24 protein-coding genes and 1 pseudogene are annotated in these 26,673 nt (G+C 39.4%); 16 read left to right on the forward strand and 9 right to left on the reverse strand.

What is annotated here, in order from left to right:
* Positions 1-7: 7 nt before the first annotated feature.
* The 9 genes from C7E02_RS13245 to rpmH form a co-directional block, all read right to left on the reverse strand.
* Complete coding sequence (locus tag C7E02_RS13245) at positions 8-772, reverse strand: ParA family protein (RefSeq protein ID WP_005334704.1); 765 nt, start codon at positions 770-772, stop codon at positions 8-10.
* 1,062 nt (positions 773-1,834) lie between these two features.
* Positions 1,835-2,554: a 16S rRNA (guanine(527)-N(7))-methyltransferase RsmG gene (rsmG, locus tag C7E02_RS13250; RefSeq protein WP_105309790.1), complete on the reverse strand. Its 720-nt coding sequence runs from the start codon at positions 2,552-2,554 to the stop codon at positions 1,835-1,837.
* Positions 2,555-2,689: 135 nt separating this feature from the next.
* Positions 2,690-4,612 carry a tRNA uridine-5-carboxymethylaminomethyl(34) synthesis enzyme MnmG gene (gene mnmG, locus C7E02_RS13255; protein WP_105309791.1) on the reverse strand — a complete coding sequence of 641 codons (1,923 nt, stop codon included), beginning with the start codon at positions 4,610-4,612 and terminating at the stop codon, positions 2,690-2,692.
* On the reverse strand, positions 4,578-5,990 hold the full coding sequence (gene mnmE / locus C7E02_RS13260) for a tRNA uridine-5-carboxymethylaminomethyl(34) synthesis GTPase MnmE (RefSeq protein ID WP_105309792.1): 1,413 nt from the start codon (positions 5,988-5,990) through the stop codon (positions 4,578-4,580). The genes mnmG and mnmE overlap by 35 nt, the downstream gene beginning before the upstream one ends.
* A gap of 264 nt (positions 5,991-6,254) precedes the next feature.
* Positions 6,255-7,136, reverse strand: coding sequence for an RNA-binding cell elongation regulator Jag/EloR (jag, locus tag C7E02_RS13270; RefSeq protein ID WP_105309794.1), 882 nt, complete (start codon positions 7,134-7,136; stop codon positions 6,255-6,257).
* 14 nt (positions 7,137-7,150) lie between these two features.
* On the reverse strand, positions 7,151-8,212 hold the full coding sequence (locus C7E02_RS13275; protein ID WP_242978826.1) for a YidC/Oxa1 family membrane protein insertase: 1,062 nt from the start codon (positions 8,210-8,212) through the stop codon (positions 7,151-7,153).
* A gap of 33 nt (positions 8,213-8,245) precedes the next feature.
* Entirely contained in the window at positions 8,246-8,458 is a 213-nt protein-coding gene (yidD, locus tag C7E02_RS13280) for a membrane protein insertion efficiency factor YidD (RefSeq protein ID WP_105309796.1), read from the reverse strand.
* 7 nt (positions 8,459-8,465) lie between these two features.
* Positions 8,466-8,804, reverse strand: coding sequence for a ribonuclease P protein component (gene rnpA, locus C7E02_RS13285; protein WP_005334689.1), 339 nt, complete (start codon positions 8,802-8,804; stop codon positions 8,466-8,468).
* Positions 8,805-8,853: 49 nt separating this feature from the next.
* Positions 8,854-8,988, reverse strand: a complete 135-nt coding sequence (gene rpmH, locus C7E02_RS13290) for a 50S ribosomal protein L34 (protein WP_005334681.1) — start codon at positions 8,986-8,988, stop codon at positions 8,854-8,856.
* 193 nt (positions 8,989-9,181) lie between these two features.
* Here rpmH and dnaA point away from each other — a divergent pair, with 193 nt between their 5' ends.
* The 16 genes and pseudogenes from dnaA to C7E02_RS13375 all read left to right on the forward strand — a co-directional run bounded on the left by dnaA (position 9,182) and on the right by C7E02_RS13375 (position 26,659).
* Positions 9,182-10,570, forward strand: a complete 1,389-nt coding sequence (gene dnaA / locus C7E02_RS13295; protein WP_005334678.1) for a chromosomal replication initiator protein DnaA — start codon at positions 9,182-9,184, stop codon at positions 10,568-10,570.
* A 340-nt stretch (positions 10,571-10,910) separates the two neighbouring features.
* Entirely contained in the window at positions 10,911-12,020 is a 1,110-nt protein-coding gene (gene dnaN / locus C7E02_RS13305) for a DNA polymerase III subunit beta (RefSeq protein ID WP_005342075.1), read from the forward strand.
* 95 nt (positions 12,021-12,115) lie between these two features.
* Positions 12,116-12,325 (forward strand): RNA-binding S4 domain-containing protein, encoded by a 210-nt coding sequence (locus C7E02_RS13310; RefSeq protein WP_005334675.1) that lies wholly within the window; start codon positions 12,116-12,118, stop codon positions 12,323-12,325.
* The gene (gene recF, locus C7E02_RS13315; RefSeq protein ID WP_044912358.1) at positions 12,315-13,400 is read left to right on the forward strand and encodes a DNA replication/repair protein RecF; all 1,086 of its coding nucleotides are present in this window, start codon (positions 12,315-12,317) and stop codon (positions 13,398-13,400) included. Before C7E02_RS13310 ends, recF begins: the two co-directional genes overlap by 11 nt.
* Positions 13,401-13,410: 10 nt before the next feature.
* The gene (gene gyrB, locus C7E02_RS13320) at positions 13,411-15,342 is read left to right on the forward strand and encodes a DNA topoisomerase (ATP-hydrolyzing) subunit B (RefSeq protein WP_005342071.1); all 1,932 of its coding nucleotides are present in this window, start codon (positions 13,411-13,413) and stop codon (positions 15,340-15,342) included.
* A gap of 44 nt (positions 15,343-15,386) precedes the next feature.
* Complete coding sequence (gyrA, locus tag C7E02_RS13325; RefSeq protein ID WP_022278626.1) at positions 15,387-17,927, forward strand: DNA gyrase subunit A; 2,541 nt, start codon at positions 15,387-15,389, stop codon at positions 17,925-17,927.
* Positions 17,928-18,076: 149 nt separating this feature from the next.
* The gene (locus C7E02_RS13330; protein ID WP_005342068.1) at positions 18,077-18,919 is read left to right on the forward strand and encodes a fumarate hydratase; all 843 of its coding nucleotides are present in this window, start codon (positions 18,077-18,079) and stop codon (positions 18,917-18,919) included.
* Positions 18,920-18,921: 2 nt separating this feature from the next.
* Positions 18,922-19,473 carry a Fe-S-containing hydro-lyase gene (locus C7E02_RS13335; protein ID WP_005334669.1) on the forward strand — a complete coding sequence of 184 codons (552 nt, stop codon included), beginning with the start codon at positions 18,922-18,924 and terminating at the stop codon, positions 19,471-19,473.
* A complete protein-coding gene (locus C7E02_RS13340) occupies positions 19,470-20,180 on the forward strand; it encodes a lysophospholipid acyltransferase family protein (protein ID WP_005342067.1) in 711 nt (236 codons plus the stop codon). The genes C7E02_RS13335 and C7E02_RS13340 overlap by 4 nt, the downstream gene beginning before the upstream one ends.
* An 11-nt stretch (positions 20,181-20,191) precedes the next feature.
* On the forward strand, positions 20,192-20,899 hold the full coding sequence (locus C7E02_RS13345; protein ID WP_105309798.1) for a Spy0128 family protein: 708 nt from the start codon (positions 20,192-20,194) through the stop codon (positions 20,897-20,899).
* On the forward strand, positions 20,883-21,470 hold the full coding sequence (locus C7E02_RS13350; protein ID WP_158683047.1) for a prealbumin-like fold domain-containing protein: 588 nt from the start codon (positions 20,883-20,885) through the stop codon (positions 21,468-21,470). Before C7E02_RS13345 ends, C7E02_RS13350 begins: the two co-directional genes overlap by 17 nt.
* A 73-nt stretch (positions 21,471-21,543) precedes the next feature.
* Positions 21,544-21,762: pseudogene (locus C7E02_RS13355) on the forward strand (transposase); the annotation flags it as partial.
* 271 nt (positions 21,763-22,033) lie between these two features.
* Complete coding sequence (locus C7E02_RS13360; RefSeq protein WP_105309800.1) at positions 22,034-22,861, forward strand: MurR/RpiR family transcriptional regulator; 828 nt, start codon at positions 22,034-22,036, stop codon at positions 22,859-22,861.
* 211 nt (positions 22,862-23,072) lie between these two features.
* Positions 23,073-24,710, forward strand: coding sequence for a peptide ABC transporter substrate-binding protein (locus C7E02_RS13365; protein ID WP_105309801.1), 1,638 nt, complete (start codon positions 23,073-23,075; stop codon positions 24,708-24,710).
* 66 nt (positions 24,711-24,776) lie between these two features.
* Positions 24,777-25,700 carry an ABC transporter permease gene (locus tag C7E02_RS13370; protein WP_005334658.1) on the forward strand — a complete coding sequence of 308 codons (924 nt, stop codon included), beginning with the start codon at positions 24,777-24,779 and terminating at the stop codon, positions 25,698-25,700.
* 11 nt (positions 25,701-25,711) lie between these two features.
* Positions 25,712-26,659 carry an ABC transporter permease gene (locus C7E02_RS13375; protein WP_005342035.1) on the forward strand — a complete coding sequence of 316 codons (948 nt, stop codon included), beginning with the start codon at positions 25,712-25,714 and terminating at the stop codon, positions 26,657-26,659.
* The last annotated feature ends 14 nt before the right edge of the window (positions 26,660-26,673 follow it).

The raw sequence follows: 26,673 nt of genomic DNA on the forward strand, positions 1-26,673 counted from the left end.
TTATTTTTTATTCTTCTCTTTCGATAACCTCATCAGCCAATCTCATATAGCTTTCTGCTCCTGTTGATTTTGGATCATACTTATTAATTGGCAATCCGTAACTTGGTGCCTCTGCCAGTCGAATATTTCTAGGAATTATAGTTTTATATATATTCTGTTGCAGATTGTCTTTCACATTCTCAACTACCTGAAGAGACAGATTCGTTCTGGCATCATACATTGTAAATACGACACCTTCTATTTCTAATTTTGAATTCAATCTGTCTTTTACTAATTCAACTGTATGTATTAACTGGCTGAGTCCTTCCAATGCATAGTACTCACACTGAATCGGTACAATAACAGAGTCTGCCGTAGTCATAGCATTAATCGTCAGCATACTCAAAGATGGTGGACAGTCTATAATTACAAAATCATACTGATCTTTTACCTGATCAATTGCATTTCTAAGAATATATTCTTTATCATCTACACCAATCAATTCAATTTCTGCTGCTGACAAATCAATACTGGTCGGAATAATATCAAGATTTTCAAGAACTTCTTTATTAATTACTTCTTTGATATCAACTTCTCCAATAATCAGTTCATAAATAGACTTTTCCACAGAATCTTTATCTACACCCAGACCACTGGTGAGATTTCCCTGTGGATCCATATCAACAGCAAGAACCTTTTTCCCTTTTTCAGCAAGGCAAGCTGCAAGGTTGATAGATGTGGTAGTCTTACCAACTCCGCCTTTCTGATTAGCTACGGCAATAATTCTCCCCATATTATTAATTCACCTTTCATTCTACATTTCGTTACAAGTTATAGTATACCACAAATGTTTCACGTGAAACATAGTTTTTTGTCTGAATTTGTGAAAATAAGGATATAAGATTCAAGAATGCCTCGGCATTCTTGCTACGAGGTGCGCGTCATGCAATTGCATGACATATTTCTACTACGCTCCCATTACTTTTATTCTCGCGTCGAGAGTAACGAATCTGTGCTTTACTCTTTTTAATGTTTCACGTGAAACATAGTTATATAAAAAAAGTTCTGGATATGAAATAAAAAAAGAGTTCTCAAACTTAGGTTGTTTTTTTTATCCATTTCAAGTATAGTGTTATATCAAAAATTATCGTCTGAGTCTCGTAGAGACGAATTTAATTTTGATATAATTTATACAACGCACTAATGAATTAAGATGGACGTTCTTATCTTCACTTCTTTTCATGTTTCACGTGAAACATATTTTTATATACAAAATAGTTATGGATATGAAATAGAAAAAGAGAGTCCTCAAACTTAGGTTGTTTTTATAATTCATTGCGAGTATAGTTTTATATCAAAAATTACTGTTTGAGTCTCTTTGAGACAAGTTTAATTTTGATATAATCATATACGCCTTTAACACAGGATTGAAATGGATATTCTTATCTTCACTTCTTTTCAACGTTTCACGTGAAACATTCTTATATATAAGTAGTGACTACGATATATAATAGAAAAAGGACTTTTTCAAACATAGGTTGTTTTTCAATTCATTGCGAGTATAGTTTTATATCAAAAATTATTGTCTGAGTCTCTTTGAGACGAGTTTAATTTTTGATATAATATTCAAGAATGCCTCGGCATTCTTGCTGCGAGGTGCGCGTCATGCAATTGCATGACATACTTCTACTGAGCACCTCTGCAATCCTGCCGGAGGGTATATCAGCTGAGGGATTGACTCCCAGCTGATATACGACGCAGCAATGAATTGAAATGACCTGTTTGAGAAAGTCCTTTTTCTATTTACTATTACTATTATACTTTTATATAATGTTTCACGTGAAACATCTCAATCTTATAATGGTTCTTTCGCCGGCAAGCCTGCTTTTCGTGGATATTTCTTTGCAGTATTCTTGTTCTTCTTTATTTTTACAAATGATCTTCCGATATCTGTATCTGGCAACTGGAATTTTACCACTTCTTCGATTTTTCCGCCTAATATCTGTACTGCTTTTTTTGAGTTGTTTAACTCTTCATCAATTTCTCCGGATTTATAAGGTATAAAACATCCACCTACTTTTACATAAGGAAGACAATATTCTGATAAAGTCGCCAGATTTGCTACTGCACGGGAAACACACAGATCATATTGTTCACGGTAATCTTCTTTCTTCGAAAAGTCCTCTGCTCTTCCGTGTATTGTTTCTATATTTTCCAGCTCAAGTTCATCTATAACAGCATTTAAGAACTTAATTCGCTTGTTCAATGAATCTAATAATGTAATTTTTATCTCTGGGAATACTATTTTTAGTGGAATACCCGGAAATCCTGCTCCAGTTCCTACGTCAATAATAGACGTTACATTATCAAATCCATTTACTTTCACAATAGACAAGCTATCCACAAAATGTTTCATAACTACTTCATCATATTCTGTAATTCCTGTGAGGTTCATAACCTTATTCCACTCTACAAGCATTTCATAGAATTTGATGAACTGAGATACCTGTTTATCCGTAAGTTCTACAGATATCATTTTCATATTTTCGATTAATCTCTGTTCTTTATTTTTCATATCTGTTCCTAACTATTTTCATTCTTCTATATTCTTCTATTTATCCATATTAATTCAGTTCTTCATATATTAATTTAAAAATATTCTCGGCATTCTTTTTGCAAAATACGCACAATATACTGATCTCGAATTATTTTACCTGCCGCCTAGATATACAAGTAATACAGATATATCTGCAGGTGATACTCCGGAAATTCTAGAAGCTTGTCCAATAGAAACCGGACGGAATTTTTTTAATTTTTGAACTGCTTCGATTCTAAGACTCTTCACCTGATCATAATCTATATTTTCTGGTATTTTCTTATTTTCAAGTTTTTTGAACTGTTCTACCTGTTTTTTCTGGCGTTTAATATATCCATCATATTTAATTGATATATTTACCTGTTCAGAGACTTCTTCTGACAAATCTTTTGGAAATTCCGGTCTTGCCTCATCGATTGTAGCAAGTACCTGATAAGTTAATTCCGGTCTTCTGATAAGTTCTGCCAGTGAAATTCCTGAATTTAGCGGCGTGCTTTGGTACTTCGCAAGTAAATTCTGAACCTTTTCACTTGTTCCTACATGCACATGCTCTACACGTGATACTTCTTCTTCAATCAGTTTTTCTTTTAATTTTAAACGTTCATATCTATCCTGTGAAATTAATCCGATTTCGTATCCTATCTCCGTCAGTCTTTGATCTGCATTATCTTGTCTTAGAAGTAACCGGTATTCCGCTCTGGATGTCATCATACGATATGGTTCATGACTTTCTTTTGTCACCAGATCATCAATCAAAACGCCAATATATGCCTGAGATCGATCTAGCACAACTGCTTTTTTTTTCTGAAGCTTTCTTGCTGCATTGATACCTGCAATCAATCCCTGGCATGCAGCTTCTTCATAACCGGAACTTCCATTGAACTGTCCTCCGCTAAATAACCCTTCAATCTCTCTGAATTCCAGTGATGGCTTTAACTGTCTTGCATCTATACAATCGTACTCAATTGCATATGCATTTCTTACAATCTTGGCATGTTCCAGACCTGCAACAGATCTATACATATCATACTGGACATCCTCCGGTAAAGAACTGGACATACCTCCGATGTACATTTCATTTGTATCAATTCCTTCAGGCTCTATAAATACCTGATGTCTGTTCTTGTCCGCAAATCTTACTACTTTATCCTCAATAGATGGACAATATCTCGGTCCTGTTCCTTCTATCATTCCGGAATATAATGGAGAACGATCCAGATTATTACGGATAATCTCATGTGTCTTTTCGTTAGTGTAGGTTAACCAGCATGGCACCTGGTCAATCTGAATATCATCCGGATTAGTGGTAAATGAAAATGGTGTGATTCTTTCATCACCATACTGCGCTTCCATTTTACTAAAATCTATAGATCTTTTATCGATTCTTGCCGGAGTTCCTGTCTTAAAACGGTACATGTTAATTCCAAGATTCTTCAGACATTCTGTCAGATGATTTGCAGCCTGCAAACCATTCGGACCGGTTGCATTACTGACTTCACCATATACACATCTCGCACGGAGATATGTTCCGGTACACAATACGACTGCTTTTACTCGATATATACCCCCAGAGAGTATCTGAACACCAATTACTTTTTTCTTCCCACTTTCACAAACTTCTTCAGTCAGGATATTTACCACTTCCGTCTGTCTGACATCCAGATTTTCCTGGTTTTCCAGCACTCTCCTCATTGTTCTGCTGTACTGTTCCTTATCTGCCTGGGCACGCAGTGAATGTACTGCCGGTCCTTTTGATTGATTCAACATCTTTGACTGAATAAATGTCTTATCAATGACCTTGCCCATCTCACCGCCAAGAGCGTCAACTTCTTTGACAAGATGTCCTTTTGAACTTCCTCCAATATTCGGATTACAAGGCATCATGGCAATACTCTCCACGCTGACGGTAAATACTACTGTCTTAAATCCCATTCTTGCAGCCGCCAGAGCTGCCTCACAGCCTGCATGTCCTGCTCCAATTACTGCAATATCATATTCGTCTTTATTTTCCCATACAGAATTTGCTGAATATTTCATTGACCAAATCTTCTCCTATCGTCTCTCCGGTTATACTTCCAAGTTCTTCGTAGGCATCCATCAGATCAATAGAATAAAAATCTTCCGGCATACCCATATCTATGCTTTCTTTTACCTTTTTTAATGCCTCATAAGCATTGTTCAATGCTGTTTTATGTCGCACATTTGTAATATAAATTTCATCGTTAAAAGATATTTTTCCTTCAAAAAACATCTCTTTCAATGTCTGTTCCAATTCACCGATTCCCTGCCCGTTTTTCGCAGATATCTCTATAATTGCAGGAAAAATCTCACAACTTTCTAACTGATTAATCTCGGAATATTTCTTCTTTATCTCGTCTTTTCCAAGAATTGTATTAAGATCCGCTTTATTTAACAGAATAATAGCTTTTCTACCATAGATCATACGCATAATATCATCGTCATTCTCATCCAGTGGCGCTGATGCATCAATGACATACATGATAAGGTCGGCATCCTTTGCATTTTCCTTTGCACGGTCTACACCAATCTTCTCTACCACATCCTCGGTATCACGGATTCCTGCTGTGTCTACGATATTTAATGAGATTCCCTGCAGATTCATATGCTCTTCCAGTACATCTCTCGTTGTTCCGGCAATCTCAGTTACAATTGCACGCTCTTCACCTAATAACACATTTAACAGGGAAGATTTTCCGGCATTTGGTTTTCCTACGATGACTGTCTTAATTCCTTCTTTGATCATTCTTCCATCATCACAAGTGGATAATAAATGTTTCAAGCTCTTCATATGATCTTCCACGACAACTTCAAGCTTCTCGCCATAACCGTCCACACTGATGTGTTCCGGATCATCTAGTGCTGTCTCGATAAATGCTGTATGATACAGAATTTCTTCACGTATTTTTTGGATCTCTTTTTTAATATTCCCCTTCAACTGGCTGACGGAACTTCGAAGTGCATACTCATTTTTTGAGGAAATGAGATCTCCTACCGCCTCTGCCTGGGACAGATCCATCTTTCCATTTAAAAATGCGCGCTTTGTAAATTCGCCTGGATCTGCAGGTCTTGCGCCATATTTTATCACCGTCTCCAAAATTCTTCGCACAACATACACACCACCATGGCAATTGATTTCCACAGTATCTTCTCCTGTATAGCTGTGCGGTCCACGCATCAGCATCACAAGCACTTCATCAATCGTATCTTCTCCGTCTACAATATACCCGTAGTGAATGGTATGCGTAGGCTGTTTTGACAGCTTTTTTTCATTTTTTCCTTTATATATGCGCTCTGCAATCTCGACAGCTTCTTCTCCACTCATTCTGACAATTCCAATTCCGGAATTACTCATGGCGGTAGATATGGCTGCGATTGTGCCAGACTCATTTCTCATTCTATATCCTCCCTGTTATTTTCACCTGTACACATGATGCCTTACGAACTGCTTCGTGCTGTGCACTCTCGCACTTCTTTACCTCATTAAAGAATGCCGAGGCATTCTTGCTGCGAGGTGCGCTTCATGCAATTGCATGACATACTTCTACTGCTCACCTCTGCAATTCTGCCGGAGGCTACATCGTAGAATTATCCTGGCATCATTATTTTATTGTACAAAAAAGCAGAGGTTTTTTAAACCCCTGCTTTGTAATTTTATCTTCTATTTGTCGTATTTCTCATAATTATGAGAGCCACCGGATCTTCTTGCCAGTGTTACAACGACTTTTCTGTAAGGTTCTTCACCTTCACTGTGTGTAGATACAGCCGGATCAGACTGCAGTGCTGAGTGAATGATTCTTCTCTCATATGGATTCATTGGCTCAAGTGCAACTGTTCTTCTTGTTCTCTTTACCTTGCTTGCAATGTTCTTTGCAAGATTCTCAAGAGTCTCTTTTCTTCTTCTTCTATAATCCTCTGTGTCAAGTTTTACACGAACGTATCCATCCTGCATCTTGTTAGCTACACGATTGGTAAGATACTGAAGAGAATCCAGTGTCTGTCCTCTCTTACCGATCAGGATACCCATGTTCTTACCTTCCATAGTGATGCTCAGTGCACCTTCCTCATCAACTGTAGAAGTAACCTTTACCTCTTCCATATTCATGGCATTCAGAACATCTTCTACAAATTTCTCGCAAGCTTCAATTGTAGCCGGCTCAACTTTTGCAAGTTCTGTCTCTTCTCTTACTTCTTTTTTCGGAGCTTTTTTGAAATCTTTCTCTTTCTTATGCTCTTTCTTAAATTCATTCTTAGTCTCAGTTTTTACTGGTTCTTTTTTCTCTGCATGCTCTGTCTTCTCACCTTTTGCTGCCTTTTCGACCTTTACAGGTTTCTCTTCTTTTTTCTCAGCTTTTACTTCGACTACAGGCTCTTCTTTTCTGCGGGCTTTGATAACGGCCTGTTTTCTACCGAATCCAAGGAAACCATCGCTTCCTTTTTCGATAACTTCATAATCAAGACGATCACTTGTTACTTCTAACTGAACTAACGCTTCTGTAATCGCATCATCAAGATTCTTTGCTGTTACAGTAATGTAATCCATGAATATATGCCCCCTTACTTATTCTCATTAAAATTCTTAACCATGTTGGCTTTTGAAGCAAGACTTCCCGGTTTCGCATTTGCTCTTGCTTTTTCGAGCTTTTCTTCTCTTTCTATATCAGACATAGAAGAACTCTTTGTTGCAGAAGATTTGATACTCTTTGTATTTGTCTGAGCCATAGCGTTGATCTTCTCTGCTTTTTCGCCACGTTTTTCTTTCTTCTTCTGCGCTTTTTCTTTATTCTTCTCGATCATGTCATCCACTGACATCTTACTGAGATGTTTGTTGATAAATACCTGCTGAACCATACGTACGATTGCACTGACGATCCAGTATATACCGATACCAGTCGGTAATGTAAATACCATAACCAGTGAGAACAGAGGCATTGTCATATTCATAGTTCTCATTGTTGCTGCTGTCGGGTCATCTTTATCTGCCGGTCTGTTAGAACCATTTACTGCCATAGACAGTTTCATATTCAGATACTGTGTAAATGCAGATAATACCGGAAGTAAAATTGCTGTGATAACCAGCGCTACCGCTGAATATCCCATTGTCTCTCCGCTTTTTGCCATGCTAAGCATGTTACCCGGAGTGATTGTCATATCCGGAATTGTGAGAAACTTATTTGCCTGAGCTGTAATATTTGGTACGTAATCAGAAATTCTGTAAATGACCGGATACAATGCGAACAAAAACGGCATCTGAATCAGTAACGGAAGGCATCCTCCCATCATGGATACGCCATACTTGTCATACACCTGCTGTATCTCTTCCTGCTGTTTCAGCATTGAAGCCTGATCTTTTTTGTTCTTGTACTTCTTCTGGATAGCCATGACTTCCGGCTGTACAACGGCCTGCATCTTAGATGATCTCTGCTGATTAATTGTCATCGGCAGCATCAGGGTATATACAAGAATCGTATACAGGATAATAGATATACCAACCAGACCGGTGTCACTTGGAAGTGCGCCATCTAACATCGTATAGATAAAATTCATGACTTTACCTAATACCCAGCAGATCTGTCCGACAATCGGCCAATTTGCTGCACTTAGTAAACTTCCTACCATCTCTTTTTCCTCCATCGGATTTTGTAATTCTTTTTAAGGAACAGGGTCATATCCTCCTTTTGAAAAAGGATTGCAACGCAAGATTCTCCAGGCAGCAAGACGACCTCCCTTAAAGGCCCCGTACTTTTCAATTGCTTCTATCGCATATTTGGAACAGGTCGGATAATACTTACAGGAAGAATATCCCTTTGCTCCTGATAAATACTTTTGATAGAATCTGATGATACCAAGCAGAATCTTTTTCATCACGCAATTACCCCTTATATATATTATGAAGACGTGCCAGGTGGATCAGTGCGCTCTCTATGTCGCGGTAATTCTTACCCTTAGCTGCACCTCTTGCGATAACTACGATATCGCGCCCACTGCTGAACATGTCTTCTTGTAGCCGGTAACTTTCTCGGATCAACCTAGTTAATCGGTGTCTTACGATACTGTTTCCCACTTTTTTACTTACAGATATTCCCAATCGATTACCTTCCGTCTGATTCTCCAGTACATACATGACAAGATACTTGTTCGCATAAGAACTTCCTTTTTTATATACATGTTGAAAATCCTTATGTTTTTTCAATGATTCGGAATATTTCATGCTTTAATCTCCTATTTTTTGAAAGAAGAAAAGGCCACATATATGCGGCCTACGCTGATAATTTCTTTCTTCCTTTTGCTCTTCTTGCTGCAAGTACTTTTCTTCCGCCTGCAGTACTCATTCTTGATCTGAAACCATGTACTTTAGATCTTTGTCTCTTTTTTGGCTGGAATGTCATTTTCATAGATATCCACCTCCTTATATTTTTCCAAGGGTTGCCCCATATTTTTTTCTTAAGACATCAGCTTTGATTATATAAAAAAAATCTTGATACGTCAAGCATTACCGATGATTTTCTTTACTTTTTAATTGCTTAAATACATATTTTGATGTAAAATAGATAAAGAGTAGACTTGGGAAGTAGGAGTTTGTTTAAAATGAACGAAGTGAAAGAAAAATGGCCTGAGATCATCGAACATTTACGAGTGGAACACGAGCTGCTGAATGTATCCTTTAATACGTGGATAAAGCCGCTGAAAGTTTACGATGTCATCGATGACACTGCTTATATTCTTGTGAACAAGGATTCCAGTGTTGAATACATCGATAAGAAGTACCGTCTCCCACTCATGGTATGTATTGCTGAGATTACAGGCAAAGAGTACGAGATACAGTTTGTATCGGAAGATGACGATAAACTGAATGAAATTCATAATGCATCTATTGATAACGGTCAAAAGAAAAAGACGAAGTCCTTAGCAGAGAAAGCAGGGCTGAATCCAAAATATACTTTTGATACTTTTGTTGTAGGCGGAAATAACAACTTCGCTCATGCAGCTTCACTGGCCGTTGCCGAATCTCCCGGTGAAGTGTACAACCCTCTCTTTTTATATGGAGGTGTTGGACTTGGAAAAACCCATTTGATGCATTCCATTGCACACTTCATTTTGGACAAGAATCCGAAGAAAAAAGTATTATATGTAACCAGTGAGACGTTCACCAACGAACTGATTGATGCCCTGAGGAATGGTAAAACAGCCGGTAATGAATCTGCCATGCTGAACTTCCGTGATAAATACAGGAACATTGATGTTCTGTTGATTGACGATATCCAGTTTATAATAGGTAAAGAAAGTACTCAGGAAGAGTTCTTCCATACTTTCAATCACCTTCATACACTTGGAAAACAGATCATAATCTCCAGTGATAAACCTCCGAAAGATATCGAGACACTGGAATCCAGACTCCGCACACGTTTTGAGTGGGGTCTCATTGCTGATATCTCATCTCCGGATTATGAGACACGTATGGCAATTCTCCAGAAGAAGATTGAACTGGATCATCTGGAAAAATATAACATTAAGAATGATGTACTGGACTATATTGCAGCCAACGTCAAATCCAACATCCGTGAGCTGGAAGGTTCTCTGAATAAACTCATTGCCCTCTATAAGCTCAACAACAATAATAATCCGATTGATATTGCTCTTGCAGCAGAAGCATTAAAAGATATTATTTCTTCTGATAATAGAAGAGAAGTTACTCCGGAACTGATACTTGATATCGTTGCGGATCATTTTGGTATCACCGTTGCTGACCTTAAAAGCAAAAAACGTGATTCGGAGATTGCCGTTCCACGTCAGATCTGTATGTATCTGATGCGTACTATGACCGATACTGCCCTGAAGGGAATTGGTGCAGTTCTTGGAGGTAAAGACCACTCTACTGTCAAATATGGAGTAGAAAAGATCGCCAAGGATATCGAATCAGATGAGATGATGGCGAATACAATCAATATAATAAAGAAGAAAATCAACCCGGCTTAGGATTTTCCATATAGTTATCCACAATTTATCCACATTATCCACATTTTTGGTTACTTGTGTGGATAGTATGTGGACAGTGCGTGGAAAATCCTCTGATTTATTTGGATATGGTGTGGAGAAGTGATTTTTTGTCCATTTTTCCAAAAAGCAACAAAAATGTTTTCCAAAGCAGTTCCACACATTTTCCAGTTTAATTTCACAGACTTATCAAAGCGCGAAACGCCTAAGTTTACTGGGCGCGCAGGGGTTTTCCTCTTATCCACAGCCCCTAAGGCGAATAAGGCGGAAAAAATTTATTTATTTCTATATATGCGTAACGTGGGAAAGGAGTTTTACACATATGAAAATCGTATGTAACAAATCAGACCTTGTAAAAGGAGTTAATATTGTTTCTAAAGCTGTTCCTGGAAAAACAACAATGCCAATATTGGAATGTATCTTAATTGATGCCACTACTGACATTATTAAGTTGACTGCCAACGATATGGAACTTGGCATCCAGACAGAAATTGCAGGTGAGATCATTGATCGTGGTATGATTGCCATTGATGCAAAGATTTTTTCTGAAATTGTTAGAAAACTTCCGGATAATGAAGTTTCTATAGAAACTGATGACAGACTTCAGACAACTATTGTGTGTGAAAAAGCAAAATTTGATATTTCCGGAAAACCTGGCAATGAATTTGCTTATCTTCCAATTATTGAGAAAGATGATTCTATAGCAATTTCACAGTTTACTTTGAAAGAAGTTATTCGTCAGACTATCTTTTCTATTGCTGACACAGAAAGCAACAAATTAATGACCGGAGAATTATTTGAAATAAAAGATAATGTTTTAAGAGTTGCATCTTTGGATGGACATCGAATTTCTATCCGTAAAATTGAATTGAAAAATCCAGTAAGTGATTATAAGATGGTTGTACCTGGTAAAACTTTAATTGAAATTAGTAAAATTTTATCCGGAGAAGCTGAGAGTATGGTCGAAATTTCTTATACAAATAACCATATTGTGTTTGAATTTGACAATACAATCGTTGTTTCCAGACTTATTGAAGGCGAATATTTTAAAATTGATCAGATGCTGTCCAGTGATTACGATACAAAAGTAAGAATTAACAAAAAAGAATTCTTAAACTGTATTGACCGCGCAACACTTCTCATCAAAGAGGGAGATAAAAAACCGATCATCATTGACATCCAGGATGAAATGATGGAGTTAAAAATCAAATCCCAGATCGGATCCATGAATGAAGAGATTATGATTTCCAAGGATGGAAAAGATCTTCTGATCGGATTCAATCCGAAATTCCTGATTGACGCACTGCGTGTTATTGATGATGAAGAGGTTACACTTTATCTGATGAATGCGAAAGCACCTTGCTTCATCAAGGATGAGACAGAAAGCTATATTTATCTTATCCTTCCTGTAAACTTTAATGCAAATGTATAATAAGTGCATAATTATACGAAAATACTAATATTATTCATAAAAATGCATGAATAATTATACATTTATTCATTTTTTGTAAATATAAAGGAGCGACTATGGAAACAATCAAATTGCGTGATGAATTTATAAAGCTTGGGCAGGCGTTAAAAGCAGCCGGTCTTGTTGAATCGGGCGTTGAGGCAAAAGAAGTCATCCAGGACGGACAGGTGTCTGTAAATGGAGAAATCGATACTCGCCGTGGAAGGAAATTATACGGCGGGGATGTTGTATCATTTGGCGGAGAAGAAATCAAAATTGAAGATTAAATCTTTGAAACTGAAAAATTTTAGAAACTACGAGCTTTTGAATCTGGAATTTGACGGCAGCACCAACATTTTCTACGGGGATAATGCTCAGGGAAAGACGAATATTCTGGAGGCTGTCTATCTGTCCGGGACGACGAAGTCCCACAGAGGGAGCAAAGACCGGGATATGATCCGGTTTGGGGCAGAGGAATCACACATTGAGGTGATTGTTGAAAAACGCGGGATTCAGGATCAGATTGACATGCATCTGAAGAAGAACCGGCCGAAAGGTGTTGCTATTAATAAGATTCCGATACGCAAAGCCGGAGAATTATTTGGCATTGTAAATCTCGTATTTTTTTCACCGGAAGATCTGAACATTATAAAAAATGGTCCGGCGGGAAGAAGAAAGTTCATAGATTTAGAGCTGTCACAGCTTGATAAAGTATATTTTAATCATTTATCCAATTACAGTCGGATCGTAAATCAGAGAAATCATTTACTAAAAGACAGTGCATACCGGCAAGATGCAATGGAGACTCTGGACATCTGGGATCTCCAGCTTGTTCAGTATGGCAATGCAATCATTGCGAGGAGGAAACAATTTGTTGACGAAATGAACGAAATTGTTTCCGGAATACATAAGAAACTGACTGGCGGTAAGGAAGAAATCCGTCTGATCTACGAACCGAGTACGAAAAACATGTCTCTTGAGCAGGCTCTTGAGATGAACAGACAGCGAGATATCAGGATGAAGAGTACTTCGGTAGGGCCTCATCGAGACGACGTCTGTTTTATGGTCGGGAATCTGGACATCCGGAGATTCGGATCCCAGGGACAGCAAAGGACCGCAGCATTGTCATTGAAACTGGCAGAAATCGAGCTGGTGAAAAGAGTGATCGGAGACACACCGGTTCTGTTACTTGACGATGTGTTGTCTGAACTTGACAAACACAGGCAAAACTATTTATTAGACAGTATTCATGATATACAGACACTCATTACCTGTACAGGAGTGGATGAATTTGTAAATCATAGATTTGAAGTCAATAAAGTATTTCATGTCCAGAACGGACAAGTGATAAAGGAAAACTAGGAGGATTAGCATGGCTACAGAAAAGGTACAGCACGAATATGGCGCAGACGAAATTCAGATACTGGAAGGACTGGAAGCTGTAAGAAAGCGTCCGGGAATGTATATTGGAAGTACCTCATCAAGAGGTCTTCACCATCTGGTATATGAGATTGTTGATAATGCGGTTGATGAGGCGTTGGCAGGATTCTGTGATACCATTCACGTAACGATCAATCCGGATAATTCCGTTACTGTCACAGATAATGGACGTGGAATTCCGGTCGGAATCAACCATAAATCAGGACTTCCGGCAGTTGAAGTCGTATTTACGGTGCTTCATGCCGGAGGAAAATTCGGTGGTGGAGGATACAAGGTATCCGGAGGACTTCATGGAGTAGGTGCATCTGTTGTAAATGCGCTTTCTGTTTGGCTGGAAGTTGAAATCTGTCACGAAGGAAAAGTATACAGACAGCGCTATGAGCGAGGAAAAGTTGCAAAGAAGCTGGAAGTCATCGGAGAATGTGAGCCGGGAAAGACAGGAACAAAGGTCACATTCCTGCCGGATGGAGAGATTTTTGAGACAACAATCTTTGATTACAGCATTTTACAGCAGAGATTCCGTGAGATGGCATTTCTGACAAAGGGACTGAAGATTGTTCTTCGCGATGAAAGACCACAAGAGCCGATTGAGAAGACTTTCCACTATGAAGGTGGAATCAAAGAATTTGTTGAGTATCTGAACCGCAGTACGACTCCGCTTTACGAGCAGATTATTTACTGTGAGGGAATCGTCAACAATGTATCTGTTGAAGTTGCAATGCAGCACAATGATTCCTACAATGAGAACAGCTACGGATTTGTAAATAATATTACGACTCCGGAAGGCGGAACTCATATTGTCGGATTTAGAAATGCGTTAACAAAGACATTTAATGATTATGCAAGAAAGAATAAACTTTTAAAAGATAATGAGCCGAACCTGACAGGTGAGGATATCCGTGAGGGACTGACTGCAATTATCAGTGTCAAGATCGAGGATCCTCAATTCGAAGGTCAGACAAAGCAGAAACTTGGAAACAGTGAGGCAAGAGGAGCAGTTGATAGTGTTGTCAGTGAACAGCTTCAGATTTTCCTGGAACAGAATCCTCAGGTCGCTAAAGTAACCGTTGAGAAGTCTGTGATGGCACAGCGTGCGAGAGAGGCTGCAAGAAAAGCGAGAGATCTGACAAGAAGGAAATCAGCCCTTGACGGTATGTCACTTCCTGGTAAGCTTGCAGACTGTTCTGACAAGAATCCGGAAAAATGCGAAATCTACATCGTAGAGGGAGACTCCGCCGGTGGCTCCGCAAAGACAGCCAGAGACCGTGCAACACAGGCCATCCTTCCACTTCGTGGTAAGATCCTCAATGTTGAGAAGGCAAGACTGGATCGAATTTATGGAAATGCGGAGATCAAAGCCATGATCACGGCATTTGGAACCGGAATCCATGAAGACTTTGATATCAGCAAATTACGTTATCACAAGATCATCATCATGACCGATGCCGACGTGGATGGAGCACATATCAGTACACTGCTTCTGACATTTATGTATAGATTTATGCCAGATCTGATCAAAGAAGGATACGTGTATCTGGCACAGCCGCCACTTTATAAGCTCGAAAGAAATAAAAAAGTTTGGTATGCATACAGCGACGAAGAACTAGACAGCATTTTGCAGGAAGTTGGGCGTGATAACAATAATAAAATTCAGCGTTACAAAGGTCTTGGAGAGATGGATGCAGAGCAGCTTTGGGATACCACTATGGATCCAGAGCACCGCGTACTCCTTCGTGTCACAATGGATGATGAGACAGCAAGCGAGCTGGATCTCACATTTACAACACTGATGGGAGATAAGGTAGAGCCAAGACGTGAGTTCATCGAAGAAAATGCACAGTATGTACAGAATCTTGACATTTAAATATCAGCGAAATATGTTCGCTTTGCAGAAAGGAAAATAGATAAATGGAAGACAATATTTTTGATAAAGTCCATGAGGTCGACCTAAAGAAGACGATGGAGACCTCCTATATCGATTATGCCATGAGTGTTATTGCTTCCCGTGCGCTTCCAGATGTAAGAGACGGATTGAAACCTGTACAGAGAAGAATTCTTTACTCCATGATCGAGCTGAACAATGGACCGGATAAACCGCACAGAAAATCAGCCCGTATCGTCGGTGATACAATGGGTAAATATCATCCTCACGGTGACAGTTCTATTTACGGAGCATTGGTTAATATGGCTCAGGAATGGTCTACCAGATATCCGCTCGTTGACGGGCATGGAAACTTCGGCTCTGTGGACGGTGACGGAGCAGCGGCTATGCGTTACACAGAGGCAAGATTGAGTAAGATTTCCATGGAACTGACTGCTGATATCAACAAAGATACGGTAGACTTCATGCCAAACTTTGATGAGACGGAGAAAGAGCCGGTTGTACTTCCGGCAAGATTCCCGAACCTTCTGGTGAACGGTACATCCGGTATCGCCGTAGGTATGGCAACAAATATCCCGCCGCACAATCTTCGTGAGATCATTGACGCAGTAGTCAGAATTATCGATAACAAGATTGCAGATAAAAGCGAGACAACAATGGAAGAAATCCTTGAGATCATTAAGGGACCAGATTTCCCGACCGGTGGAGAGATTCTTGGTACAAGAGGAATCGAGGAAGCATATCGAACAGGACGTGGTAAGATTCGTGTACGTGCCGTAACGAACATTGAGACGATGCCGAATGGAAAGAGCCGCATCATTGTTACAGAGCTTCCGTACATGGTCAATAAGGCCCGTCTGATCGAGAAGATCGCAGAGCTGGTACGTGACAAGAAGGTGGATGGAATCACAGACTTAAGTGATCAGTCCAGCCGTGAAGGTATGCGTATTGTTATTGAACTTCGTAAAGATGTCAATGCAAATGTATTGCTGAACCAGCTTTACAAACATACACAGCTTCAGGATACATTTGGCGTGATCATGCTGGCACTGGTCGGCAAACAGCCAAAAGTCATGAATATTTTAGAGCTTCTTGGATATTACCTGAAGCATCAGGAAGATGTTGTGACACGTCGTACAAAGTACGAACTGAACAAAGCAAAAGAAAGAGCGCATATCTTAAAAGGATTATTGATCGCGCTTGATAATATTGACGAAGTTATCCGAATCATCCGTGGTTCCAGTACGGTACAGGCTGCAAAAGCAGAACTCATGGAGAAATTCGAACTGGATGATGTTCAGGCTCAGGCTATCGTAGATATGCGTCTGCGTGCTCTGACCGGATTGGAAAGAGAGAAGCTTGAGAAAGAATATGCAGAACTTATGGCTCAGATTGAGAGACTGGAGGCAATTCTGGCAGACGAAAAATTACTTCTTGGAGTGATTCGTGAAGAAATCCTTGTCATTAAGGATAAATATGGTGATGACAGAAGAACATCCATCGGATTTGACGAGTATGACATTTCCATGGAGGATCTGATTCCGAAGGAGAATATTGTAATTACCATGACAAAGCTTGGTTACATCAAGCGTATGTCTGATGATACATTTAAGGCACAGAATCGTGGCGGTAAGGGAATTAAAGGTATGCAGACTCTGGATGAAGACTATGTGGAAGAGCTTTTCATGACGAATACGCACCACTACATTATGTTCTTTACGAACACCGGACGTGTCTACAGACTGAAAGGTTACGAGATTCCGGAGGCAAGCCGCACATCAAGAGGAACTGCGATCATCAACCTGCTCCAGTTAATGCCGGGCGAGAAGATTACTGCTGTAATTCCGATTGATTACTACCGCGACCAGGATTATCTGATCATGGCAACAAAGAAAGGTCTTGTGAAGAAGACATCTCTTCGCGAGTACATGAATGTAAGAAAGACAGGACTTGCCGCAATTACACTGCGTGATGAGGATGAACTGATCGAAGTAAAATTCACAGACAATAATCAGGAAATCATTCTTGCAACGAAGTATGGTCAGTGTATCCGCTTTAATGAGACCGACGTAAGAGCAACAGGACGTAACTCCATGGGAGTACGCGGAATCAACCTTGCAGACCGCGACGAAGTGATTGGAATGCAGCTTGTGACCCAGGGACATGACCTTTTGATCGTATCTGAAAAAGGTATGGGTAAACGTACAGACATCAGTGAATTTACAGCACAGAACCGTGGCGGCAAAGGAGTGAAGTGTTACAAGATTACCGAAAAGACAGGAAATGTCATCGGAATCAAGGCAGTTGACGAAGACGATGAGATTATGATCATAAATACGGACGGAATCATCATCCGTATGCTGTGTTCCGGAATCTCCTTACTCGGAAGAATCACATCCGGAGTCAAACTCATCAACCTGAAAGATAAAGAGACCGTAGCAAGTATCGCAAAAGTCAGAGACGAAGAAAAAGAAGAAGCCAAAAAGAAAGAAATCTTCGGCGAAGACGGAGTAGAAGTGGACCAGCTAGACGTAGAATCACTGGCATTAGAAAGTGACGAAGAATAAAAGTTATACTGTCTGAGAAAAGAAAACTTAATAAGACTATAAAAAAATCTGCAGCTGCAGGACATGAAAATCCGAGGCTGCAGATTTTTTTGTCTTGTATATCACTAAGGGACAGGGTAAAATGAAAAAAGAGATGAAAGGAGATCATTATGCGTTCAGTCGATGTAAGTATAGTTACGAGAAATATTAAAGAAATGTGTATTCAGGCGAATCATTTTCTGTCTGAGGATATGGATATAGCGATGAAAAAGGCTGTGGAGACGGAGGAAGCACCGCTTGGAAAGCAGATTCTGACACAGCTTCAGGAGAATTTAAAGATTGCAGGAGAGGATATGATCCCAATCTGTCAGGATACCGGTATGGCGGTCGTGTTCATAGAAGTTGGTCAGGAGGTACACTTTGAAGGTGGAAGTCTTACGGATGCCATCAATGAGGGTGTGCGCCAGGGATATGTGGAAGGATATCTTAGAAAGTCTGTTGTAGGTGACCCGATCATCCGTGAGAATACGAAAGATAACACACCGGCAGTTATTCACTATAACATTGTGCCGGGGGATAAAGTAAAGATTAAAGTTGCTCCGAAGGGATTTGGAAGCGAGAATATGAGCCGTGTCTTTATGCTGAAGCCTGCAGATGGGATTGAAGGTGTGAAGAATGCAATTCTGACAGCTGTTCAGGATGCGGGACCGAATGCCTGTCCGCCGATGGTAGTCGGTGTCGGAATTGGTGGTACCTTTGAAAAATGTGCTCTTATGGCAAAGGATGCCCTGACACGTGAAGTTGGCACACACTCAGACATCCAGTGGGTCAAGGATCTGGAAGAAGAGATGCTTGAGACGATCAATAAGCTTGGTATCGGACCTGGAGGTCTTGGAGGAACAACAACAGCTCTTGCGGTAAATGTTAATACATACCCGACTCACATTGCGGGACTTCCGGTAGGAATCAATATTTGCTGTCACGTCAACAGACACATTGTGAGGGAGGTATAGTCATGGAGAAGCATATAAAAGCACCAATCAGCAAAGAAGTATCCCGTAAGCTCAGAGCAGGAGATTATGTATACATTACAGGAACTATCTACACGGCGAGAGATGCCGCTCACAAGAGAATGGATGATGCTCTTAAAAATGGAGAAAATCTTCCGGTAGATATGGTTGGACAGACGATTTATTACATGGGACCATCTCCGGCGAGAGAAGGGCGTCCGATTGGTTCTGCAGGTCCGACAACTGCGAGCCGTATGGACCGTTATGCGCCGAAGCTTCTGGATCTTGGCCTCACAGCCATGATTGGAAAAGGTAAGAGAAGTAAGGAAGTACTGGATGCTGTCAAAAGAAACGGAAGTGTTTACTTTGCGGCAGTGGGAGGAGCAGGAGCGCTTCTTTCAAAATGTATTAAGACTTCTGAGGTCGTAGCTTATGATGATCTTGGAACGGAAGCTATCCGCAAGCTTTATGTGGAAGATTTCCCGGTGATCGTAGTCGCTGATTGCGAGGGCGGTTATCTGTACGAAAGTGCCATAAAGGAGTACAAGAAGATATGAAACGAATCATAATGATGGTTCTTCGGAACATTTTACTTGTTCCGTGGATGTGGGCAAAATTATGTTATCATGCATCCCACGTAGACAAATACACAGAAGAAGAACATTACCGGATGCTCCAGTTCATCACACACCGAGCTAATAAGGGTGGAAATGTGACCATAGATGCCCACGGGCTTGAGAATATCCCAGAAGAAAACGGCTTTATGTTCTTCCCAAATCATCAGGGACTTTACGATGTACTGGCACTTGTAGATGTCTGCCCGAAGCCATTTTCCGTAGTTGCCAAAAAAGAAGTGGAAAATGTGCCATTTTTAAAACAAGTTTTCAAATGTATGAAAGCATATATGATGGATCGTAATGATATCCGTCAGTCACTGCAGGTCATTGTAAATGTGACAAATGAGGTAAAGAACGGAAGAAATTATCTCATTTTCCCGGAAGGAACAAGATCTAAGATGGGAAATGAGATGCTGGAGTTTAAAGGCGGAAGCTTTAAAGCAGCAACGAAAGCAAAATGTCCGATCGTGCCGGTTGCACTGATCGATTCTTTCAAGCCATTTGACACTAACAGTATCGCACCGGTCACAGTGCAGGTACATTTTTTAAAACCGCTGTACTATGATGATTATAAAGACATGAAGACGAATGATATCGCGGAACTTGTAAGAAGTCAGATCCAGAAAACGATCCATGATTCCATTTAGCCTGTCGGAGTGTGTGGAGTTATGTTGGATACGAAGGTGATGTTGGAAATACATTTGAGCCAGTAGAGGACGATGAATTCCTGATATTTAATAACTATCACTTTATGACGATGAGCATGGATTATGCTCTTGCCACGATTACAGGAACTAAGACATTGACAGGTGGTAATCTGGAAGCCGGAGAATTCCGATTTGGACTGTATGATTCAAGTGGAACATTGATTGAAACAAAAACAAACGATGCTTCCGGTAATATTACATTCCGTACAATTCCATATTATACAGCAGGAACTTATTCTTACACTGTAAAAGAGATTAATGAGCAGGGGGAAAATACCGTTAGCGATATTGAATATGATCCGTCTGTATATACCGTTATGGTAAATGTGGATGAAAACATGGATATGTCTATAACTTACATAAAAAATGGAACAAATGTGGAGAACTCATCCGAGAGTGTAGATAGAATCTCATTTGAAAATAAGATGTCTGTAACAGCAGCAGCTATTGATCCAGCGGCTAAGAAAGTATTAAATAATGCTGAACATCAGCCGGGAGAATTTACATTCCAGTTATTTGATGGGAATAATAACTTGATCGATACTAAGAAAAATACAGACAATGGTTCTGTACTCTTTGATTCCATTATATTTGATGAAGTTGGAGATTATAATTACACAATTAAAGAATTGATTCCGTCAGATTCGAGACAAATCTAAAGACGGCAGTAAAGATCCGCTTAAGGGAGCAACTTATGCACTGTATAAAATACTTAGTGGTGAAGGCCGCGACATTCTGATAGGCACACGGATATCAGATGAAAATGGTTATATGACATTTGAAAATGTAGAACCAGGAACTTATTACTTCAAAGAAGTTTCATCTCCAGCAGGTAAGATTGTAGCAGAGTGGACGACAGGAGATTCAGCCGAGTCATTTGAGCGAAAATTGAATGTTGATACATCGTATATTTTATGTGAGGTATCTGCACCAGAAGGATATGATCTTGCTGAAGATACAGAATTTATAATTGATGCATATGGAATTCTGAGCATTACATCAGGTCCGGATGCGGAGAAGACAAGTGATACAGCCTTAAGAATCTACGATAAAAAACTGGGCGTGACAAAAGTTACCAAAAATACGAAGGAAAATCATAATCAAAAACTTGTGGATGTAGTAAAAACTGTGAAAACAGGAGATACAGCCCAGATTGGATTATTTGCAATTCTTTCTATTGCAGCAATTGTAGTTGTGATTATCGTACTTCGCAGAAGAAAAAATTCATAAAGTAAATGATTGAAGGGGCTGTGAAAAAATTAATAACATAATCTATTCTAACCCAAAACAGGCAGTTTTGCCAATGCTAATTCAAGATTATTTGGACATCTGTGATCCAGTGCTGACTTTTGACAGATTTATGGGAGAAATCGCACTGGAGAACCAGTGTAAAGTTAATCTCCGCTTCATATATCTTATGGATCATCAAGCACCTTCTTACCGTACTTTCGGCTACTTCATCAACGAAGTACTTGCTGATTCCATTGAAGAAATATTTCAAGACATATTGATTGAAGTATTTCTCGTTTCTATCGGACAGAGTCTTTATAAATATCGTAACAAACAGAAAAAAGTTGCAACTGCCGCATAGAATTTCATAATAGCATTCATATGGGGGAAGGGGAACTATATCCTTTTTATAATTCGTCACGTTAAAGTGATACAATACTATATGGTAAAAATAAAATATAGTGATTTTATAATAACTTTATAGTAATATAGTTGCGCAGAGATATCAAAGTAAGGTATACTAAGAAAAATCAAAGCGGTCAGATGGAAAGAGAGAAGAAATCATGGTCATTATAGAAAATATCAAAAAGAGAAGCACAGAGCTTACAAGAAAACAGTACATGGTTGCAAAGTATATGATTGATCATCCGGATGAGATGGCATATATTACATTGAAAGAGTTGAGTCAGAACATCGGAGTAACAGAGATTACGATACTTAATACATGTGCATCACTTGGCTATGAAGGTTTTACCCAGATTAAATATGAATTTCGCAAGGATATAATTCAGAAACAAAAGACGGATGTTCTGGACGATAGCAGTGTCTATACAGAGAAAGTTCCCAAATATGAACATGATAACCGGGAAAAGGTTCTGTCAGAGATTGGAGATGAAGAGGTCAAAGCTATTACGGATTACTGGCAAAATATTGATTTAAAAAAATATTTTGAAGCGGCAGATTTGATTTTGAATAGTAAGCAGATTTTTATCTGTGGAAGAGGCATTTCCTGGACGCTGGCGGAATATATGAAAAACAGACTCTCTTCTTGTGAGGTCCTTGGAATTACTGCAAATACAGAATTGAATGATGATGTTTATGGAATGTTGAATTCACTGACAGAAGAATCTCTGCTCATACCGATTTCATTTCCGGATTACTACTTTATGACAACGAAAGTGACAGAGCGGGCAAGAATGCAGAATGCAAAAATACTGGCAATTACTGACCGTCTGGACACAGCAGTGGCGCAGTGCGCAGACTTGACATTGACAGCTCCGACTATGACGCGTGTTTTTCTGAATACATTGACATCACCGATGCTTATGCTGAATTTGTTGACCTCCGCTATAAAATTAAAGCAGGGCAAGACAGAACTTAATGAGAATTAGCGTGCAAAAAAAGAATTAAAGAACAATAACGGATTAGTAAAATAGACTGAAAATAAAGCGAAAATAAAGTGAAGATATAAGAAAATTGGTGCAATATTACTGAAGGTGTAGTATAGCACCAATTTTTATTACAAAAAGATAGACCAAAATTAAAGCATTTGATATAATATAGACAAATATTATAGATGCAACGGAAAAAGGAGGTTAATCTATGAAAAAGAAAATCATAAGTGCACTTCTCGCAGCTGTTATGGTATTTTCCCTGACAGCCTGTGGTGGTGGAAGTGACAAAAAGTCAGCAGACGGAACGTATTACAACACGTATCTGGACACAGATCCGACAACGATGGATCCGGTCAAAGGTAATGATACTTACAGTATGGGAATCCTGAGAAATATTATGGAGCCTTTGACGCGTCTGGAAGAAGATGGAGATAAGCAGGAACGTAAAGGTGCCGGAGCAGAATCATGGGAATCTAATGATGACGGTACCGTCTGGACATTCCATCTTCGTGATAATAAGTGGTCTGATGGCGAGCCGGTTACAGCAGATGATTACGTATACGGAATGAAGCAGACACTTGACCCGGAAGCTGGTTCACCAAATGCATTTTACATTACATGTATTAAGAACGGTGAAGCAATCTACAATGGAGAAAAAGATGTGTCTGAACTTGGCGTAAAAGCAGTCGATGATAAAACACTTGAGATTACATTAGAGTACTCGGTACCATATTTCCTTTCTCTGACAGATACAAGAGCTATGTATCCGGTTCGTGAAGATCTGGTAGAAAAATACGGAGAGAGCTATGGCGCAAATGTAGAATCTATGGTCGGATGTGGACCATTCAAGATGACAAGCTGGAAACGTAATTCTAAAATCGAATTAGAGAAAAATGAAAATTACTGGGATAAAGATTCTGTAAAATTAGATAAAGTAAATTATCAGATTGTATCAGACCAGACAGCAAGATTCAACTCCTTCGACAGTGGATCTTTGGATTATGTTGCATGTGCTGATAAAGAGTGGATCGAAAGATTTGATAAGAAAGACAAAGTTGATGTTGTTGAAGCACTAATCCCGACAGTAAGATACGATTTCTTTAACTGCCAGGACAAAATATTCAGCAATGTAAACATCAGAAAAGCTTTCACAATGGCAGTAAACCGTGAAGATATGTGTTCTGTTATTTACAATGATATCCACAAACCATTATACGGCTGGGTTCCATATTCTACATCAACGGGTGAACTTGGAGAGTATCGTAATCAGGTAGAAGAGCCATTAAAATCTATTACAGAAGATCCAAAAGAGTTACTTCTTAAAGGTATGCAGGAATTAGGACTCGGAAGTGATCCATCTACATTAAATATTACATATACATTAAGTGGTACAACTGAGTGGACAAGAACTTATGCAGCATATTGTCAGCAGATGTGGGAGAAAATTCTTGGAGTAAAAGTTGAGCTTGACTTCAATGAGTGGGGAACATTCCAGAGTAAGACGAATAATGGTGAATTCCAGATTGCTATGATGACCTGGACTATCGACTATGATGATCCAATGGCTATGATGGAAGTATTTGCCGGTGGTTCTAACATGGTTCCTGTATTCTGGCAGAATGAGCAGTATGACAGTCTTATTGCTCAGGCAAGAAAAGAGATGGATGAAAAGACAAGAGTTGACCTTTACAAACAGGCAGAAAATATTCTTCTGGCAGATGACTGTGTTATCAGCCCGAACGTAAATGAATGTACACATTCTTATTATTATCAGTATGTGAAGAATTACAATAAACTGGCAAGTTCAACAAGTGGACTGAAATATGTAGATACAAGTGCAAGATAGTAAAAGATAAGAATTTTACCGCCGCTTAATCTAAGAGCGGCGGTATTTTTAACAGGAGTGGATAATATGAAAAAATTTCTTGTAAAAAGAATCGGTTATATGATTGTTACTCTCGTAATCATCATTACAGCCACATTTTATATGATGCACAGTATTCCGGGAGATCCGCTTGCCCACATGGCAAGAAATCTTCCTGAGCAGACAAAAGCAAATTATTATGCAAAATATGGACTGGACAAATCCACAACGGAACAGTATGGAATTTTTATGAAGAATCTGATTACGAAAGGTGATCTTGGTGAGTCCTTAAAATATCCTGGAACTTATATAACAGACACACTTCTTGAAAATTCCAAAGTTTCAGCGACTCCGGGAGGACTGGCGCTGATTGTTGGAGTATTTTTAGGTATTATTCTTGGAATCGTGGCCGCACTTCATAAAAATAAGTGGCCTGATTACATAGTCATGTTCATAGCAATACTGGGTATTACGGTTCCAGTATTCGTACTGGCATCACTTCTTCAGTTTGTATTCTGTGTACAACTCGGAGTGTTGCCAACAACAGGATGGGGAAGCTGGCAGAATGTGGTTCTTCCGACCGTTGTATTGAGTTTTGGCACGATTGCCACTTATGCTCGTTATGTAAAGTCCAATATGCTGGATGTTATGAATCAAGATTATATTCTGACAGCGGAAGCAAAAGGTGTCAGCAGATTCAATGTGATCCGCAAACATGTTATGAAAAATGCATTTCTCCCATGTATGACACTTCTCGTAGGCCAGATATCCGGAATCTTTACAGGTTCTTTCGTTGTAGAAAAAATATTTGGAATACCAGGACTTGGATTTTATTACATCAATTCAATTAATGACCGAGATTACACGATGATTATCGGAACCACTGTATTTGCAGCATTTTTATTTGTATTTGTACAGTTGATCGTAGATATTGCATATACAGTTCTGGATCCTAGAATCCGGGTTGATTAGGAGGAAGATACATGATGGAAAACCAGAATACATTTGATATGACAGAAAATATCCCAGATGAAATGTTTGAAATCATCGGACTTGAGAAAGATGAAGAGGTTCCTGCTCGTCCGAGAATCGGATACTGGGCCGATGCATGGAGAAGATTTAAAGAAAATAAAGTAGCGCTTCTGGCAGGTATTATCCTTCTTGTTCTTATATTTTTCATTATATTCGGACCGGCCATCAGTGGATATGGATATGAGAAAATTGATTCGGGTGCAATCAATCAGGGACCAAGTGCAGCACATTGGTTCGGAACAGATGACCTTGGACGTGATCTGTTTGCCAGAGTATGGCAGGCGGGACGTGTCTCTCTTTTGATTGGTATTACAGGAGCGCTTGTAGCCAGTTTGATCGGAAGTATCTATGGAGGTATCGCAGCATATTTTGGAGGAATTGTGGACGATATCATGATGCGTATTGTAGAGGTTCTTTTAAGTATTCCATATCTTTTGATTGTTATCCTGATTTCTGTGATGACGGACAGCAAGAGTCTTGGAACGATGCTGATTGCCTTGACACTGACAGGATGGTGTGGAATTGCCAGACTGGTGCGTGGACAGATGCTTCAGCTGAAATCACAGGAATTTGTCCTTGCAGCAAATGCACTCGGTGTATCGCCGATGAAAATTATTATGAAACATATGATTCCAAATACACTCGGTATGATTATCGTAGCTATTACATTTGATATTCCAGGATACATTTTCTCAGAGGCGTTCTTAAGTTATGTAGGACTTGGAATCCAGCCGCCACAGACAAGCTGGGGAGCTCTTGCATCTGCCGCTCAGCAGAACTTTATGTTCTATCCAACACAGCTTTTGTTCCCGGCAATTATGATTGCCCTTACAATGCTGAGTTTTACTTTGCTTGGTGACGGACTTCGTGACGCATTAGATCCGAAACTTAGAAAATAGTCTGGAGGTAGATG

The organism is Dorea sp. Marseille-P4042 (assembly GCF_900290215.1).
GTDB classification, from domain to species: domain Bacteria; phylum Bacillota; class Clostridia; order Lachnospirales; family Lachnospiraceae; genus Dorea; species Dorea formicigenerans.